This window comes from Actinomycetospora sp. CA-101289, assembly GCF_050955895.1.
In the GTDB taxonomy this organism is placed as follows: Bacteria; Actinomycetota; Actinomycetes; order Mycobacteriales; family Pseudonocardiaceae; genus Actinomycetospora.
Map to the genome: position 1 here is coordinate 5,768,006 of NZ_CP192093.1, position 15,416 is coordinate 5,783,421.

The window sequence follows — 15,416 nt, forward strand, 5'->3', positions numbered from 1 at the left end:
ACTCCGCTCCGTCGACCTCGATCGCGACCCGCCCGCCCCGCCCACCAGGGTGGGGCGGGCGGTGTCGTTAGGCTGGGCCGGTGGCGTGGTTCTACACCGTCCTGCTCGCCGCGTGCAGCGCCGGGATCCTGGGCGCCGGCATCGCGCTGACGCGTCGGCTCTTCCGTGACGAGCTCCTGACCAGCGGCGACGAGGAGGCTCGATGAACGCCCCCTTCGCCGACGAGGGCGGCGACCTGCCCGAGGGCAGCAGCGGCAACGAGGCGATCCGCGCGGCCGCCGAGCGCGCCGCGCGCACCCGCGACGCGAACGTCCCCGGCTGGCCGGATCTCCCGGTCCCCAACGACACCGCGAACCTGCGCCTCGGCCCCGAGCTCAACGACGCGCTGCTGAGCCTCCTGCCGCTGGTCGGGGTCTGGCGCGGGGAGGGCGAGGTGGTCTACCCGACCATCGAGGGCCCGTTCCACTTCGGCCAGCAGATCACCGTCGCGCACGACGGCCGCCCCTTCCTGTCCTGGGAGGCGCGCTCGTGGCTGCTCGACGGCCCGGGCGGCGCCGTCGTGCGGCCCGCCGCGCGCGAGACCGGCTGGTGGCGCGTCCAGGAGGACGGGACGATCGAGCTCCTGCTCGCCCACCACACCGGGATCATCGAGCTGTACTACGGCCAGAGCCGCACCCAGACGTCGTGGGAGCTGCAGACCGACGCGATCGCGCGCACCTCCAGCGCCAAGGAGGTCAACGGCGCGACGCGGCTCTACGGCATCGTCGACGACGGCGACCTCGCGTACGTCGAGGAGCGCGCCATGGTCGGCCAGCCCATGCAGCCGCACACCTCGGCCCGCCTGCGCCGCATCGCCGGCTGAGGCTGTCGGTGGAGGTCCTGCCCGTCGGGCCCGAGGCGCTGCTGGTGCACCTCGAGGATCTCGAGGCGGTGGCCGCCGTGGGCGCCGCCCTGCGCGACGCCCTCGACCGCGGCGAGCTGCCCGGCGTCGTCGACGTCGTGCCCGCGGCGCGGACGGTGCTGGTCACGGCACCCGGGGCGCGCGAGGCGCTGGGTGCCGTCCGCTCGCTGCTCGCGGGCGTCGACACCACCGCCGTGCCCGCGCGGGAGGCCGCCGGCGCCGTCGAGCTGGACGTGCACTACGACGGTGAGGACCTCGAGCTCGTCGCCCGCGACGCCGGCTGCGACGTCGCCGAGGTGATCGCCCGGCACACCGGCGCCACGTTGACGGTGGCGTTCGGCGGCTTCGCTCCCGGCTTCGCGTACCTCGCCGGCCTCCCGGAGTCGCTGCAGCAGCCGCGCCTGGACACCCCGCGCCCGCGCGTCCCCGCCGGGTCCGTCGGCGTGGCCGGCGAGTTCGGTGGCGTCTACCCGCGCACCTCGCCCGGCGGCTGGCGCCTGCTCGGCCGCCTGACCGCCGACGCGCCGACCCTGTTCGACCCCGACCGGGACCCGCCCGCCCTCCTGCAACCGGGGACGACGGTGCGGTTCCGGGACGCGGGGTCGGCGTGACCCGCGAGCTCGTCGTCGAGGAGGTCGGCCCGCAGGCGCTGGTCGTCGACCGCGGCCGGCCGGGCTGGGCGCACATCGGCGTGCCGCCGGCGGGCGCGCTCGACGGGCCCGCGCACGCCCTCGCGCAGCGCCTGGTGGGCAACGACCCGGACGCGGCGGGCCTGGAGATCCTGCTCGGCGGCCTCGCCCTGCGCGCCACCGCCGCGACGACCGTCGCCCTCACCGGCCCGCCCGGCGGGCTGCGCCTGCGCCGGTCCGGCGCGCGGGAGCGCGTCGTGGCGTCGCACCAGCCCGTGCACCTCGCCGCGGGCGACGTCGTCGTCGTGCCCGCCCCGACCTCGGGCCTGCGCGGCTACCTGGGGGTCGGCGGCGGCGTCGCGGTCGACGCGGTGCTGGGCAGCCGCAGCGCGGACACGCTCTCGGGACTCGGCCCGGCGCCGCTCGCGGTCGGCACGCGGCTGCCGGTGGGGCCGCCGACGGCGGTGCCGGCCGTCGGGACGGGGGCGATCGGGGTGTCCGCGGTGCCCGACGCGGCGGTCGTCACCCTGCACCTGGGCCCGCGGGCCGACTGGGTCGACGACGCGGCCGGGCGCCTGCGCGCGGGCACGTGGACGGTGGCGCCGACCGGCGACCGGGTCGGCGTGCGCCTCGAGGGCCCGGCCCTGGAGCGGGCGGCCGCACGCGCCGGCGAGGAGCTGCGCAGCGAGGGCCTGGTCGGCGGCGCGGTGCAGGTGCCCCCGGACGGACAGCCGGTGGTGTTCCTCGCCGACCACCCGACGACCGGCGGCTACCCCGTGGTCGGCGTGGTCGACCCCGCGGAGCTGGCGGTGTTCGCCCAGCTCCGGCCCGGGTCGTCGGTGCGGTTCTCGCCGGTGGCGCCCGCGACCTGACCGTCGGCGAGCAGCCCCAGGCCCTGGGCCACGACGGTCGCGAGCCGGTGCTCGTCGACGCCCACGAGGCGCGCGACCTGCGCGGGGGTCAGGCCGGCGCGCAGCAGGGCGGCGGCCGAGGGGCCGGTGTCGCGGTCGGCGGTGGCTAGCGCCTCGACCGCGGCGCGCGGGTCGTGCAGCAGCACCGCGAGCAGGCGGTCCTCGGCGGACTCGGGAGCGGGGGGAGGCGGCGCGTCACGGCCGGGCTCGTCGCTCGCGGCGTGGCGCGGGCGGCGGGGCTCCTCCCCGGTCGGTACCGGGTCCGGCGCGGGCGCCGCGGCGCCCAGCCGGGCCCGCAGCGCGTCGACGTCGATCGGTGCGGTCTCCGGCTCGGGATCCGGTTCCGGGGTCGCCGCCGCGGGGCGGGGCCGCTCCCCGAGCGCGGGCTCGATCGCCGGGGGCGGCCACGCCGCGGCGGCCGCGGCGCGCCTCGCACGGCGTCGGCGCAGCGCCGCGACGAGGAAGAGCAGGAGCGCGACCACCACGAGGACGGCCGCGAGCGTGATCCACGTGACCGGCGACTCGAGCACGCGCATGGGCTCGGAGAGTACGCCGTCCGGCCGCCGCTCGCGGACCGTCGGTCACCGTCCGTGGGACGCGGTCACCCGTCTGCCGCGCGCCCCGGAGTGGCGGCCGCGGGCCCACCGGTGGCGCCCGCGGGGTGAGCGCCGTCGGTGACCTCGGCCGCGGGGTCGATGCCCGCGCCCTCGCCCCCGACCGCGACGCCCCGGTCGTCGGTGTCGTCGTCGGTCATCTGCGCGGGCGTGGCGTCGACGGCGACCGTGTCCTCGACCGACCCGTCGCCCTCCGGACGCTCGGGACCGGCGGGCGGACCCATCGGCACCGGGGCGCTGGGCGGGCCGCCGTAGGGGCCCTGGGGACGCGGCCCGGGGAACGGCGGGCCGGGTGGGCGGGCGGGTCCGCGCCAGGGCCCGCCGGGCCGCGGCGGCCCGTGGTGCGCCGGCGGCGCGGACGACGGCCGCGCGGGCCCCGAGACGATCTCGTCGAGCCGCCCGCGCAGCCGCACGAGCTCGTCGACGACGGCGTCGCGCTGGGCGCGCAGCTCGGCGAGGGCTGCGCGGGACTCGGCGTGCTCGGCGAGCAGCGACTCGGCGGCCTTGCTGCGCACGAGCTGCGCCTCCTGCTCGGCGGCCTGGAGGATGCCGCGCAGGCGGTCGTTGAACGCCCCGACCATGTCCGGCCCGCCGGTGGCGCCCTCGTCGCCGTCACCGCGGGGCGACGGGCTGGGCGAGCGGCGGGCCTCGGGGATGGTGTCCGAGAGCGCGCCCTCGATGGCCGGCCCCGTGCTCGCCCCGGCCCGCCGGCGCTCGCGGACGGCGAGCTGGGCCCGGAGCTGGGCGTTCATGCGTCGCAGGCCGGCCACGTGCTCGTCGACCTGGCGGCGGTCGTAGCCCCGCAGCACGACGTCGAAGTGAGGGCCCGGGCTGTCCTCCTCGATCCCGGAGAGGTCCAGGTAGTGCTCGGCGTCGGGCGGTGTGCGTCCCTGCTCACCGGTCGTCATCGTCACCTACCTGCTGGCCGGGGCTCGGTGCGCCCGGCGTCGGACGCGGAGTCCCTGATCGTAGGGACCACCGCGGTCCGGCGCACGGGCCGGGACCCGCACACGCCCGGGTGGACGCACGGCCGGACGCCGCGCACGCCCGCCACCGGCCGGGCTCCGGGAGGCCTACGATCGGGGAGGTGGACACCGAACTGCGGCAGACGCTGCACCGCCGTGGCCTGCGGATGACGCCGCAGCGCCAGCTGGTGCTCGACGCCGTCACCGAGCTCGGCCACGCGACGCCGGAGGCCATCTGCACCCGGGTGCAGGAGACCGCGCCGGCGGTGAACATCACCACCGTCTACCGGACCCTCGACCTGCTCGAGCAGCTCGGCGTGGTCCGGCACACCCACCTCGGGCACGGGGCGCCGACCTACGCGACCTCGGAGCACGAGCACGTCCACCTCGTCTGCCACCACTGCGGCACCGTCGACGAGATCGACGTCGACGCGCTCGACGCGCTGGCCGACGCGCTGCGCTCGTCCCGGGGGTTCCGACTCGACGCCGCCCACGTCGCGCTCTCGGGCACGTGCCGCGCGTGCGCCGAGCGGGCCGACGCCGAGCTCACCGTGGACGCCGTCGACACCGAGGACGCACCGTGACCGATCCCTCTCCCGCCTTCGCCGAGTCCGGGGCCGTCGCGCCCCAGCCCGCGACCGACGAGGACGACGCCCCCGAGCCCCGCGACGCCGCGGTGCCCGCCCACTACGGCGACCCGTTCGGCGAGCAGAGGGCGCTCACCCGCCGCGCCGGGGTCGTCGACCGCTCCCACCGCGGCGTCGTCCGCGTCACCGGGCCCGAGCGCCTGAGCTGGCTGCACCTGCTGCTGACCCAGCAGGTCGCCGACCTGCCCGACGGCGCCGGCACCGAGGCCCTGGTGCTCGACGCCCAGGGCCGCGTCGAGCACCACGCCGTGGTCGCGCACGTCGACGACACCGTGTGGCTCGACGTGGAGCCGGGCGCCGCGGAGCCGCTGGCCACCTACCTCGACCGCATGCGCTTCTGGTCCGACGTCACCGTCACCGACGCCTCCGCGGACTTCGCGGTGCTCTCGGTGGTCGGCCCGTCCGTCGACGAGGTCCTCACCGCCGCGGGCGTCGCGGCGCCGCACGGCGACCACGCCGCGGCGGCCCTGCCCGGCGGCGGCGTGGTGCGGCGGATGCCGTGGCCCGGCCCGGGTCCCGAGGCGGCCGTCGACCTGATCGTCCCCCGCGGTGAGCTCGCGTCCTGGTGGTCGCGGCTGCGCGGCGCCGGGGCCCGTCCCGCCGGCCACGACGCGTTCGAGGCCCTGCGGGTCGGCTCGCTGCGCCCCCGGCTCGGCCTCGACACCGACGCGCGCGCGATCCCGCACGAGATGGGCTGGATCGGCGGCGCCGTGCACCTGCAGAAGGGCTGCTACCGGGGCCAGGAGACGGTCTCACGGGTCGCCAACCTGGGCCGCCCGCCGCGCCAGATGGTGCTGCTGCACCTGCAGTCCGGCGACGACCCGCTGCCCCCGCCCGGCACGCCCGTGCTGAACGCCGAGGGCGGGCGCGCGGTGGGTCGCGTGGGCACGGCCGTGCGCCACCACGAGCTGGGCACCGTGGCGCTGGCGCTGGTCAAGCGCTCGGCGGTCGGCTCGTCCCCCGCCGAGCTCTGGGTCGCGGCCGACGACGACGGCGCGCCCGGCCCCGCCGCCGTCGACCCCGACTCGATCCCGCCCGACACCGGCGAGCCGCCGGGACGCGCCGCCGTCCGCCGCCTGCAGGGATGACCGACCCGGCGCTGCTCGGTCCCGCCGACGTCGCCGCGGCGGCCGCCGTGCTCGAGGGCATCGCGGTGCGCACGCCGGTCGAGGACCTCGCGGCGGGCTTCGCGGTCAAGCGCGAGGACCTCCAGCCCGTCGGCGCCTTCAAGCTGCGCGGGGCCTTCCACGCCGCGAGCCGTCTCGACGCCGCCACCCGCGCGGCCGGGCTCGTCACCCACTCCTCGGGCAACCACGGGCGCGCGCTGGCCTGGGTCGCCCGCCGGCTCGGGGTGCCGTGCACGGTCGTGGTGCCCGACGACGCGGTGGCGGCCAAGGTCGACGCGATGGCGTCGCTGGGCGCGCGCCTGGTCCCGGTGCCCGCCGACGACCGGGAGTCGGCGGCGGCCGAGGAGGTCGCGCGCACCGGCGGCGCGTTCGTCCCGCCGTACGACCACCCCCACGTCATCGCCGGCCAGGGCACGGTGGGCGCGGAGATCCTGGCCGACCGCCCGGACGTCGAGCAGGTCCTCGTGCCCGTCGGCGGCGGCGGGCTGATCAGCGGGATCGCGGCCGCGCTGCGCGGGTCCGGGGTGCGGGTCCTCGGGGTCGAGCCGGAGCTCGCCGGCGACGCGGCGGCGAGCAAGCGGGCCGGCGAGCGTGTGCGCTTCCCGCGCGCGCAGGTCGCCGCGACCGCCGCGGACGGGCTGCGCGCCACCGTGCTCGGCGAGCTCACCTGGCCCCACGTCCGCGACCTCGTCGACGACGTCGTCACCGTCGACGAGGAGGCCATCGCCGACGCCACCCGGCACCTGCACGCCTGCGGCGTGCCGTGCGAGGCGAGCGGCGCCGTCGCCACCGCCGGGTACCGCGCGCTCGGTGACGCGGACCGCGCACGGCGCACCGTCGCCGTCGTCAGCGGCGGCAACGTCGACCCCGCCTGGCTGGCCCGGGTGCTCGCGGTCGGGTCCGGGATGCCGACGTCCGGGTGAAGCGTCCGACCGGCGCGCGCGCCGCACACACCTCTCGACGCGCGCCCCCGACCGGCGGCGTGACACCACGTGGGGCGTCGCGCACGATGGAGCGATGATCGAGTTCCGCCAGGGTGGACGTCGACGCCTCGACCGCGTCCTCGACGCCGCCTTCCTCGCGGACCTGCCCACCTGCCCCATGGACGACGTCCGGGCCCGCCGCGACGAGGCCGCGCAGGAGGAGACCGACCTGTCCTACCTGCGGCGACTGCTGCACGCGCGGATGGACATCGTGCGCTTCGAGCAGCGCCGCCGGGCCGCCCCGCACGGCGAGGACGCGCCGTCGCTGGTCGACGAGCTGCCCCGCATCCTCGCCGACAACGCGCTCGGCCCGTCGGCCGGACGCGGGCGCCACCACACGGTGCAGCCCTCACGGGCCGAGTCCCACCGCCGCCACGTCGAGGCGCTGCTCGCCGACACCGGCCTCTCCGACGTCGCGACGCTCTCCGACGACGACCTCACCGCCGCCGCCACGGCCTACGCCGACGAGGAGCGCGCGGTCTCGGAGTTCCGCGGGCGCGTGCAGCAGGTCATGGACGCGTGCAACGACGAGCTCGGCCGGCGCTACCGCGACGGCTCGGCGTCGGTGGACGACCTGCTGCGCCGCGAGATGCAGTAGGCGGTACGCGCCGGCGGTCGGTAGGCAGCGCGACGCAGGAGCGCTGACTGCCGCACCTCCTTGGCGCGAGTGACTAGTTCGCGCGCTGGCGGGCGGCCCGGGTCGCCCAGAAGTCGCGCAGGCGCCGGTAGCTCGCCATCGCCCGCTCCGGGTCGCCCTCGCGCAGCGCGTCGAGGGCCTCGGCCACGTCCTCGGCGGAGGTGTCCGCGGCGAGGGTCTGGTCGTCCATGAGCGCGACCAGGCCGCCGTAGTCGAGCTCGACGAGCGCGCCCGGGTCGAAGTGGCGCAGCCAGCGGGCGGTGTCGCGCAGCACCTCGGCCGGCCCGTCGTCGCCCAGGGTGTCGGCGAGGAGGTCGGCCGCGGCGTCGGCGCGGGCCAGGGCGTCGGCCACCCCGACGCGCCAGTAGCAGCGCCGCAGGGGCGCCTCGGGCGCGGTGACCGCGTCGTCGCTGGGCAGGACGAGGATCCGCTCGGCCGGGTCGACCAGCGCGAACCACGGCAACGGCACCGTCCAGTTCGCCGAGATGATGTGGGTGGCGGCGTCGCCGAGCTCGGCGACCGCGGCCTCGGCCCGCGAGCGGACCACCGACTCCTCGGTGGCGAGCGCCGCGCTGCGCAGCACCGGGGTCTCGCTGCCGAGGAAGCCGACCAGGGCCGCCGCCGCCCGCGGCCGCGTCTCCAGCGGGCAGACGAGCGTCTGCGGCCCCGCCGGCTCCTGCCCGGCGCCGGCCGGCGCCTCGGCCAGCAGCACGTCGGCGGGGAGGTCGAGCGGCGTGCCGTCGCTGCGCTCGCCGGGCAGCAGCCGCGCCGGGACGCCCAACTGTGCGCGGAGACACACTTCCCGGTCGCGGAGGCCCGCGTCGACCACCGGGACCGCCCCTCGGGCCAATCCGGCGCGCACCCGCGCGGCCAACGGCGCCCGCAGTGCACCCAGCGGCTCGTAGACGCGCAGGTAGCAGACGAAGGGGGCGGGCACGGCCGTCGATGGTGCCATGTCACGTCGCGACCCCGATCGGACACACGGTATTGTCGAAACCACGAGAGTCACCTCAGATTTCAGGGGGCCGTCGGAGATGCTCCGGCCGCCCCCGCCCTGTGCGAGGGGGTCCAGCCATGGGACGCGGACGAGCCAAGGCCAAGCAGACAAAGGTGGCCCGAGAGCTCAAGTACAGCTCCCCCAACACGGACTTCGACGCGCTGCAGCGCGAGCTGGGCAGCGGCGAGGACCCGTTCTCCCCCCGCTCCAGCTCCAGCGACGACGAGACGGTCGACCCGCGGTGGGGCGAGTACAGCTACGACGAGCGTTGACACACCACTGACGCACGGCCACACCCGCTCCGGGGGATGAATCACCGCTCCCGGGGCGGGTATCCGCGCGCGTCGGGCCGCCCGCCGGGGGCGGCCTCTCCGGCGAGGAGGAGCGGGTCGTGGCGAAGACGTTCAGCAAGGGCGACGACGTCAAGTGGAACTGGGGTCCCGGCCAGGCCGAGGCCACGGTGAAGGAAGTCCACACCGAGCGGGTCGAGCGCACGATCGACGGCAAGAAGAAGACCCGCAACGGCTCCGACGACAACCCGGCCTACGTGCTCGAGCAGTCGAACGGGCAGACGGTGCTCAAGCTCCACTCGGAGCTCATGCCGGACGACTGACCGTGCAGCTCGCGCAGGTCAACGCCGCGCGCCTGCGGTACCCGGTGGACGACCCCCGGCTCGCCGGCTTCCGCGCGGTGGTCGACCGCGTCAACCGTCTCGCCGACGTCACGCCCGGCTTCGTCTGGCGCGACCCCGACGCGCACCGGGCGCTCGACCGGCCGGCGGCGGACGGCGAGCTGCTCACCGTCGTCAACCTGTCGGTGTGGGAGGACTACGCGGCGCTCCACGGGTTCGTCTACCGCGGACCGCACGGTCAGCTGGTGCGCCGCCAGCGCGAGTGGCTCCTGCCGACGAGCGGGCCCACGACGGCGCTGTGGTGGGTCGGCGACGGCGAGCGCCCGACCCCGGACGCCGCCCTCGCGCGCCTGGCCCACCTGAAGGCGCACGGGCCCACCCCGCGCGCGTTCAGCGTGAAGCGCCGCTTCGACCCGTCGGGGTCACCGCCGACCTCCGGAGCGCGGCGGAGATCGCTCGGTAGCGCGACGGAGGAGCGCTGACGAGCGGATCTCCTTGCCGCGATGGGCTAGAAGCGAGGGTGGTCGCCCCGCAGCACCGCGTGCCCGCTGTCGGGCGCCGCGGCGTCGGCCTCGGTCGTCGCCCGTACCTCGCCGATCACCCACGACGGCACGTGCTTGGCGGTGAGCACCGCCATGGCGCGGTCGACGTCGTCGGGCGGGAGCACCGCCACCATGCCGACGCCCATGTTGAAGGTCCGCTCCATCTCGTCGCGGGTCACGCGGCCGCGGGAGGCGATGAGCTTGAACACCGGGGCCGGGGTCCACGTCGTGCGGTCGAGCTCGGCGGTCAGGCCGGTGGGCAGCACGCGGGCGAGGTTCGCGCACAGCCCCCCGCCGGTGACGTGCGCGAACGTGCGCACGTCGGTCTCGGCGGCGACGGCGAGGCAGTCGCGCGCGTAGATGCGGGTGGGCTCGAGCAGCTCGTCGCCGAGCGTGCGGCCGAACTCCTCGACGTGCCCGTCGAGCGACATCCGCCCGATCTCGAGCAGCACCTGGCGCGCGAGCGAGTAGCCGTTGGAGTGCAGGCCGGACGCGGCCATGGCGACGACGGTGTCGCCGGGGCGCACGCGGTCGGGCCCGAGCATCGCGTCGGCCTCGACGATGCCGACGCCGGTGGCCGACAGGTCGTAGTGGTGGGGCTCCATGACCCCGGGGTGCTCGGCGGTCTCGCCGCCGAGCAGCGCGCAGCCCGCCAGCCGGCAGCCCTCGGCGATCCCCGAGACGATCTTCTCGACCTTCTCCGGGACGAGCTTGCCGATCGCCAGGTAGTCCTGGAGGAACAGCGGCTCGGCGCCGCACACGACGAGGTCGTCGACCACCATGGCGACGAGGTCGCGGCCCACGGTGTCATGCTTGTCGGCGGCCTGGGCGACGGCGAGCTTGGTGCCGACGCCGTCGGTGGACGCGGCGAGGACGGGCTCGCGGTACTTGCCGGTGCGCAGCGCGAACAGCCCCGCGAACCCGCCGATGCCGCCGAGCACCTCGGCGCGCGCGGTCGACTTCGCCAGCGGCTTGAGGCGGTCGACGGCGCGCTCGCCGGCCTCGACGTCCACCCCGGCCGCGGCGTAGCTGGCCTGGCCGGACGAGCCGGCCTCGCGGGTGGTGTCGTCGGGGACGTGCGTCATCGGCGGGCCTCGCTGGGGGGAGTCAGGTCAGGGACGGGACGTCTACGGACGGCTGAGGGCGTCCTCGGCACCGTATCCGGGACTGCCCAGCATCTCGGCTCGCGCTCCCCGCGGCGCCTCGGCCGGCATCGCGGTGCCGTTCGACCGGCCGGTGTGCACGACGGGTCCACCCGCGGCGCCGCCGTCGCCGCAGCTGGCGCCGGTGACGTCCTCGAGCAGGTGCTTGCCGACCATCGCGTCGTCGGGCAGCGCGATGGGGTACTCGCCGGAGAAGCACGCCGTGCACAGCCGCGAGCGCGGCTGGTCGGTGGCCGCGACGAGACCTTCCTGCGAGATGTAGCCGAGGCTGTCGGCGCCCACCGAGCGGCGCACCCCGTCGGGCTCGAGCCCGTTGGCGATCAGCTCGGCGCGCGACGCGAAGTCGATGCCGTAGAAGCAGGGCCAGCGCACCGGCGGGCTCGCGATGCGCACGTGCACCTCGAGCGCGCCCGCCTCGCGCAGCATCCGCACCAGCGAGCGCTGGGTGTTGCCGCGCACGATCGAGTCGTCGACGACGACGAGGCGCTTGCCCCGGATGATCTCGCGCAGCGGGTTGAGCTTGAGCCGGATGCCCAGCTGGCGGATGGTCTGCGAGGGCTGGATGAACGTGCGGCCCACGTAGGCGTTCTTGACCAGGCCCTGGCCGTACGGGATGCCCGAGCGCTCGGCGTAGCCGATGGCGGCGGGCGTGCCCGACTCCGGCACGGGGATGACGAGGTCGGCCTCGGCGGGGTGCTCGTCGGCCAGGCGGCGCCCGATCTCGACGCGGGCGGAGTGCACGCCCCGGCCGGAGATCGAGGTGTCGGGGCGGGCGAGGTAGACGTACTCGAAGACGCAGCCCTTGGGCTCGGGCGACGCGAACCGCGAGGACCGCAGCCCGTCGGCGTCGATCGCCAGCAGCTCGCCGGGCTCGACCTCGCGGACGAACGAGGCCCCGACGATGTCGAGCGCGGCGGTCTCGGAGGCGACCACCCAGCCGCGGTCGAGCCGGCCGAGGACCAGCGGGCGCACGCCGTGGCGGTCGCGGGCGGCGTAGAGCGTGGTCTCGTCGCAGAAGGCGAGGCTGAACGCGCCGCGCAGGTCGGGCAGCAGGCGCAGCGCCGCCTCCTCGACCCCGAGGTCGGCGGCCGCGTCGGCGAGCAGGCCGGTGACCACGTCGGAGTCGGTGGTGGCCCCGTCGAGCGCGGACCGTCCGCGGCGCCGCGCGCCGACCGGCACGGCCGCGTCCCGGCGGCGCACCAGCTCGGCGGTGTTGACGAGGTTGCCGTTGTGCCCGAGCGCGAGCCCGGTGCCCGCCGCGGTGGTGCGGAACGTGGGCTGGGCGTTCTCCCACGTGGGCGAGCCGGTGGTCGAGTAGCGGGTGTGGCCCACCGAGAGGTGCCCGCGCAGCGACGAGAGCGTCTGCTCGTCGAACACCTGGCTGACCAGCCCGAGGTCCTTGAAGACCACGATCTGCCGACCGTCGCTGACGGCCATGCCCGCGGCCTCCTGGCCGCGGTGCTGGAGGGCGAAGAGCCCGAAGTACGTGAGCTTCGCGACCTCCTCGCCGGGCGCCCACACACCGAAGACGCCGCACTCCTCCTTGGGCCCCTCGTCGAACGCAGGGGTGTCGGAGGTGGTGGTAGGTGACGTGGGCCCGGGATCGCCGGCTTCGTCCACCGGGACGGCTCCTCTTCGACGGGGCGGCCTCGAGTCGTTCCGGTGGCCAGCCTACGCGCACCGACCGGCCCGCAGGGCCCCGCGACCGGCCGGACGGAGCGATCCCGCTCTCAGGTCGGCTCAGCCCAGCGGGAGCCCGCGGCGCAGCATCGTCGCGATGTCGGCGGCGGGCAGCGCGGGCGCGAACAGCCACCCCTGGCCCTCGTCGCAGCCCAGCGCGCGCAGCCGGGCCGCCTGCGGGGCGGTCTCGACGCCCTCGGCGGTGACGGTGAGGTCGAGGGCGTGACCGAGCGCGACCAGCGTGCCGACGATGCGCTCGTCGACCTCGTCGGAGAGCTCCTCCTCGCGCAGCCCCTCGCCGAAGGACCCGTCCAGCTTGATCACGTCGACGGGCAGTCGCCGCAGGTAGGAGAGGTTGGAGTAGCCGGTGCCGAAGTCGTCGACGGCGATCTTGATACCCATGGCGCGCAGGCCGTCGAGGGCCTTGAGCGGCGCGCCCTCGTCGGTGGTGAGCGCCCGCTCGGTGAGCTCCACCTGCAGCCGGTCGGCGGGCAGGCCGGTGCGGTCGAGCAGCGCGGCGACCTCGGCGACGAGGCCGGGCTCGTGGAGCTGGCGGGGGGCGACGTTGACGCTGACGAACGGCGAGGCGTCGCCGAACTCGGTGTGCCAGTCGCGGGCGTCGCGGCACGCGGCCTCGAGCACCTTGCGCCCGAGCGGCACGATGATGCCGGTCTCCTCGGCGGGTCCGATGAACAGCGACGGCGAGAGCACGCCGAGGCGGGGGTGCTGCCAGCGCACGAGCGCCTCGACGCCCCGGATGCGGTGGTCGGCCAGCGAGACCAGCGGCTGGTAGAGCACGAAGAACTCGTCGTGGGCCACCGCGGCGGGCAGGGCGGCCGACAGCGTGAACCGCGCGGTCTCGGCCTCGTCGCGGCTCGGGTCGTGCACGGCCCAGCGCCCGCGGCCCTCGGCCTTCGCGGTGTAGAGCGTGATGTCGGCGGCGCGCATGAGCTCGGAGGCCGTGGTCTCGGCCACCGCCTTCTCGACCACGCCGATGCTCGCGCCCGTCACGAGCTCCTGGCCCACCAGGCGGAACGGGGGCTCGAGAGCGGCGAGGACACGGTCGGCCAGGTCGACGAGGCGGTCGACGCCGTGGGAGTCCTCGACGAGCACGACGAACTCGTCGCCGCCGGTGCGGGCCACCATCTCGCCCTCGCCGGCGCAGGCCGCGAGGCGCCGGGCGACCTCCTGGAGCATGACGTCGCCGACGTGGTGCCCGAGGCTGTCGTTGATGGTCTTGAAGCCGTCGAGGTCGAGGAAGCAGATCCCCACCCGGCGCGTCGAGGACGGGCCGGCCTCGGCGAACACCCGCTCGAGGCGCTCGGTGAAGCGCGCGCGGTTGGCCAGCGTGGTCAGCGGATCGTGGTAGGCCTGGTACTGCAGGTGCTCCTGGAGGCGGTGGCGCTCGCTGACGTCCTCGAGCATCGCCACCTGGTACGCGGGCTCGCCCCGCTCGTCGCGCACCAGCGAGAGCGTCAGGTGCACGACGATCTCGGTGCCGTCGGCCCGGTAGAAGCGCTTCTCGACGCGGAAGTTGTCGAGGTCGCCGCGGACGAGGCGCTCGTAGCGCTCCCACACCGACGGGGCGTCGTCGGGGTGCATCTGCTGGACCACCGAGCGCTGCGTGAACTCCTCGGGGGTGTAGCCGAACATCGCGCACAGCGCGGGGTTCACCTCGATGATCCGGCCCTGCATGTCGCCCAGGCCGATGCCGATCGCGGCCTCGTGGAACATCGCGCGGAAGCGGGCCTCGCTCGCGTGCAGCGCCAGCTCGGTGTGCTGGCGGGCGACGAGCACCGCGCGCCGGATGGCCTCCTGCTCGTCGAGCGTGCGGTCGCGCAGGGCGGCCGCGTAGCCGGCGGCGAGCGCCCCGGTGAGGGCGTGTGCGGCCGCCCGCACCCGCGGCCCGTACAGCGCGGGCAGCCGCTCCCCGAGCAGCAGCACGGACCGCTCGACGGTCGCCGGCCCGGTGAAGTGCGCGAGCACGAGGCGGCGACCGACCTCGGCCCCGACGTCGGGACGTGCCGGGTCGGCGTGGACGGCCGCGACGACGAGGCGGGCGAGCTCGCGCAGGTGCGCACGCAGCTCGTCCGCGGCCATCGGCACGTAGCTCGTGCCCTCGACCTCCTCGGCCCACTCGGCGGCGAGCGCCTCGAGCGGGTCGGCGCCGGCCAGGCGCCCCGGCTCAGTCACGACGCGCCACGGCCGCGTACCCGGTGAACCGCTCGGGGTTCGCCGGGGGCAGGGGGTCGTCGGGGCGCCACTGCGGGAGGAAGACGATGCCCGGCTCGACGAGGCTGAACCCGTCGAGCAGGGCGGCGACCTCGTCGCGCGTGCGCATGGTCATCGGCGTGGCGGTGCGCCGGTAGAGCGACTGGTGCTCGTCGGCGCGGTCGGGTGCCCCGTCGGCGCTGGCGTGGCTGACCACGAGGTGGCTGCCCGGCGCCATCGCCGCGCGGTAGCGGGAGAGCACCTCGGCGGGGCCGCGGTCGTCGCCGACGAAGTGCAGCAGGGCGACCACCAGCACGCCGACCGGGCGGGACAGGTCGAGCAGCGAGCGGGTGATCGGGTCGCCGAGCACGGCGTCGACGTCGCCGAAGTCGGCCTGGACGACGCCGGTGCGCGGGTCGTCCGCCAGCAGGGCGCGGGCGTGCGCGACGGCGACGGGGTCGATGTCGACGTAGACCACGCGGGCGTCGGGGGTGGCGGCCTGGGCGACCTCGTGCACGTTGCCGGCGGTGGGGATGCCGGAGCCGATGTCGAGGAACTGGTCGATGCCCTGGGCGACGAGGTGGCGCACGGCGCGGCGCAGGAACGCCCGGTTCGCCTGCATGATCTTGGGCAGCTCGGGCCAGTCGGACACGGCGCGCGCGGCCATCTCGCGGTCGGCGGCGAAGTTGTGCAGGCCGCCGAGGTAGAAGTCGTAGACGCGGGCGGCACTCGGACGGTCGACGTCGACCTCATCGGGAGCCCAGTTCGGCCGCTGCAC

The 15,416-nt window shown here is 76.4% G+C and carries 18 protein-coding genes; 11 read left to right on the forward strand and 7 right to left on the reverse strand.

Annotated features, from left to right (window positions below; all coding sequences use genetic code 11):
- Positions 1–80: 80 nt before the first annotated feature.
- From ACQPX6_RS28720 to ACQPX6_RS28735, 4 genes are read left to right on the forward strand one after another with little or no spacing between them, the layout of a single operon-like run.
- Positions 81–206 carry a hypothetical protein gene (locus tag ACQPX6_RS28720; protein WP_433784180.1) on the forward strand — a complete coding sequence of 42 codons (126 nt, stop codon included), beginning with the start codon at positions 81–83 and terminating at the stop codon, positions 204–206.
- Positions 203–862 carry an FABP family protein gene (locus tag ACQPX6_RS28725; RefSeq protein WP_433784181.1) on the forward strand — a complete coding sequence of 220 codons (660 nt, stop codon included), beginning with the start codon at positions 203–205 and terminating at the stop codon, positions 860–862. Before ACQPX6_RS28720 ends, ACQPX6_RS28725 begins: the two co-directional genes overlap by 4 nt.
- 8 nt (positions 863–870) lie before the next feature.
- Positions 871–1,512: a 5-oxoprolinase subunit B family protein gene (locus ACQPX6_RS28730; protein ID WP_433784183.1), complete on the forward strand. Its 642-nt coding sequence runs from the start codon at positions 871–873 to the stop codon at positions 1,510–1,512.
- A complete protein-coding gene (locus ACQPX6_RS28735; RefSeq protein ID WP_433784185.1) occupies positions 1,509–2,402 on the forward strand; it encodes a biotin-dependent carboxyltransferase family protein in 894 nt (297 codons plus the stop codon). The genes ACQPX6_RS28730 and ACQPX6_RS28735 overlap by 4 nt, the downstream gene beginning before the upstream one ends.
- Here ACQPX6_RS28735 and ACQPX6_RS28740 read toward each other — a convergent pair.
- Entirely contained in the window at positions 2,300–2,977 is a 678-nt protein-coding gene (locus ACQPX6_RS28740; protein WP_433784186.1) for a hypothetical protein, read from the reverse strand. The genes ACQPX6_RS28735 and ACQPX6_RS28740 overlap by 103 nt on opposite strands.
- 65 nt (positions 2,978–3,042) lie before the next feature.
- Positions 3,043–3,963 carry a DivIVA domain-containing protein gene (locus tag ACQPX6_RS28745; RefSeq protein WP_433784188.1) on the reverse strand — a complete coding sequence of 307 codons (921 nt, stop codon included), beginning with the start codon at positions 3,961–3,963 and terminating at the stop codon, positions 3,043–3,045.
- A gap of 179 nt (positions 3,964–4,142) precedes the next feature.
- Between ACQPX6_RS28745 and ACQPX6_RS28750 the strand changes: the two genes are divergently transcribed.
- The 4 genes from ACQPX6_RS28750 to ACQPX6_RS28765 all read left to right on the forward strand — a co-directional run bounded on the left by ACQPX6_RS28750 (position 4,143) and on the right by ACQPX6_RS28765 (position 7,375).
- Positions 4,143–4,604, forward strand: coding sequence for a Fur family transcriptional regulator (locus ACQPX6_RS28750; protein ID WP_433784189.1), 462 nt, complete (start codon positions 4,143–4,145; stop codon positions 4,602–4,604).
- Entirely contained in the window at positions 4,601–5,755 is a 1,155-nt protein-coding gene (locus ACQPX6_RS28755) for a YgfZ/GcvT domain-containing protein (protein WP_433784190.1), read from the forward strand. Before ACQPX6_RS28750 ends, ACQPX6_RS28755 begins: the two co-directional genes overlap by 4 nt.
- Positions 5,752–6,717: a threonine ammonia-lyase gene (locus ACQPX6_RS28760; protein WP_433784192.1), complete on the forward strand. Its 966-nt coding sequence runs from the start codon at positions 5,752–5,754 to the stop codon at positions 6,715–6,717. Before ACQPX6_RS28755 ends, ACQPX6_RS28760 begins: the two co-directional genes overlap by 4 nt.
- 94 nt (positions 6,718–6,811) lie before the next feature.
- Positions 6,812–7,375 carry an RsiG family protein gene (locus ACQPX6_RS28765; protein WP_433784194.1) on the forward strand — a complete coding sequence of 188 codons (564 nt, stop codon included), beginning with the start codon at positions 6,812–6,814 and terminating at the stop codon, positions 7,373–7,375.
- 73 nt (positions 7,376–7,448) lie between these two features.
- Here ACQPX6_RS28765 and ACQPX6_RS28770 read toward each other — a convergent pair whose 3' ends face one another.
- Positions 7,449–8,351, reverse strand: coding sequence for a hypothetical protein (locus ACQPX6_RS28770; protein ID WP_433784195.1), 903 nt, complete (start codon positions 8,349–8,351; stop codon positions 7,449–7,451).
- Positions 8,352–8,488: 137 nt separating this feature from the next.
- Between ACQPX6_RS28770 and ACQPX6_RS28775 the strand changes: the two genes are divergently transcribed.
- The 3 genes from ACQPX6_RS28775 (at position 8,489) to ACQPX6_RS28785 (ending at position 9,524) form a co-directional block, all read left to right on the forward strand.
- Complete coding sequence (locus ACQPX6_RS28775; protein WP_433784197.1) at positions 8,489–8,683, forward strand: DUF3073 domain-containing protein; 195 nt, start codon at positions 8,489–8,491, stop codon at positions 8,681–8,683.
- Positions 8,684–8,802: 119 nt separating this feature from the next.
- Complete coding sequence (locus tag ACQPX6_RS28780) at positions 8,803–9,024, forward strand: DUF2945 domain-containing protein (RefSeq protein WP_433784198.1); 222 nt, start codon at positions 8,803–8,805, stop codon at positions 9,022–9,024.
- Between the two features lie 2 nt (positions 9,025–9,026).
- Positions 9,027–9,524 carry a DUF3291 domain-containing protein gene (locus tag ACQPX6_RS28785; protein ID WP_433784199.1) on the forward strand — a complete coding sequence of 166 codons (498 nt, stop codon included), beginning with the start codon at positions 9,027–9,029 and terminating at the stop codon, positions 9,522–9,524.
- 26 nt (positions 9,525–9,550) lie between these two features.
- Here ACQPX6_RS28785 and purM read toward each other — a convergent pair whose 3' ends face one another.
- The 4 genes from purM to ACQPX6_RS28805 all read right to left on the reverse strand — a co-directional run bounded on the left by purM (position 9,551) and on the right by ACQPX6_RS28805 (position 15,416).
- Positions 9,551–10,669 carry a phosphoribosylformylglycinamidine cyclo-ligase gene (purM, locus tag ACQPX6_RS28790; protein ID WP_433784201.1) on the reverse strand — a complete coding sequence of 373 codons (1,119 nt, stop codon included), beginning with the start codon at positions 10,667–10,669 and terminating at the stop codon, positions 9,551–9,553.
- A gap of 42 nt (positions 10,670–10,711) precedes the next feature.
- A complete protein-coding gene (purF, locus tag ACQPX6_RS28795; RefSeq protein ID WP_433788389.1) occupies positions 10,712–12,268 on the reverse strand; it encodes an amidophosphoribosyltransferase in 1,557 nt (518 codons plus the stop codon).
- A 219-nt stretch (positions 12,269–12,487) separates the two neighbouring features.
- Positions 12,488–14,620 (reverse strand): putative bifunctional diguanylate cyclase/phosphodiesterase, encoded by a 2,133-nt coding sequence (locus ACQPX6_RS28800; RefSeq protein WP_433784203.1) that lies wholly within the window; start codon positions 14,618–14,620, stop codon positions 12,488–12,490.
- A complete protein-coding gene (locus tag ACQPX6_RS28805; RefSeq protein ID WP_433784205.1) occupies positions 14,613–15,416 on the reverse strand; it encodes an SAM-dependent methyltransferase in 804 nt (267 codons plus the stop codon). Before ACQPX6_RS28805 ends, ACQPX6_RS28800 begins: the two co-directional genes overlap by 8 nt.

What these genes read in the sequence shown, in the direction of transcription:
- ACQPX6_RS28725 (WP_433784181.1), top strand. Translation starts at nt 203, where the DNA reads ATGAACGCCCCCTTCGCCGACGAGGGCGGCGACCTGCCCGAGGGCAGC.
- ACQPX6_RS28740 (WP_433784186.1), bottom strand. Translation starts at nt 2,977, where the DNA reads ATGCGCGTGCTCGAGTCGCCGGTCACGTGGATCACGCTCGCGGCCGTC.
- ACQPX6_RS28745 (WP_433784188.1), bottom strand. Translation starts at nt 3,963, where the DNA reads ATGACGACCGGTGAGCAGGGACGCACACCGCCCGACGCCGAGCACTAC.
- ACQPX6_RS28760 (WP_433784192.1), top strand. Translation starts at nt 5,752, where the DNA reads ATGACCGACCCGGCGCTGCTCGGTCCCGCCGACGTCGCCGCGGCGGCC.
- ACQPX6_RS28765 (WP_433784194.1), top strand. Translation starts at nt 6,812, where the DNA reads ATGATCGAGTTCCGCCAGGGTGGACGTCGACGCCTCGACCGCGTCCTC.
- ACQPX6_RS28775 (WP_433784197.1), top strand. Translation starts at nt 8,489, where the DNA reads ATGGGACGCGGACGAGCCAAGGCCAAGCAGACAAAGGTGGCCCGAGAG.
- purM (WP_433784201.1), bottom strand. Translation starts at nt 10,669, where the DNA reads ATGACGCACGTCCCCGACGACACCACCCGCGAGGCCGGCTCGTCCGGC.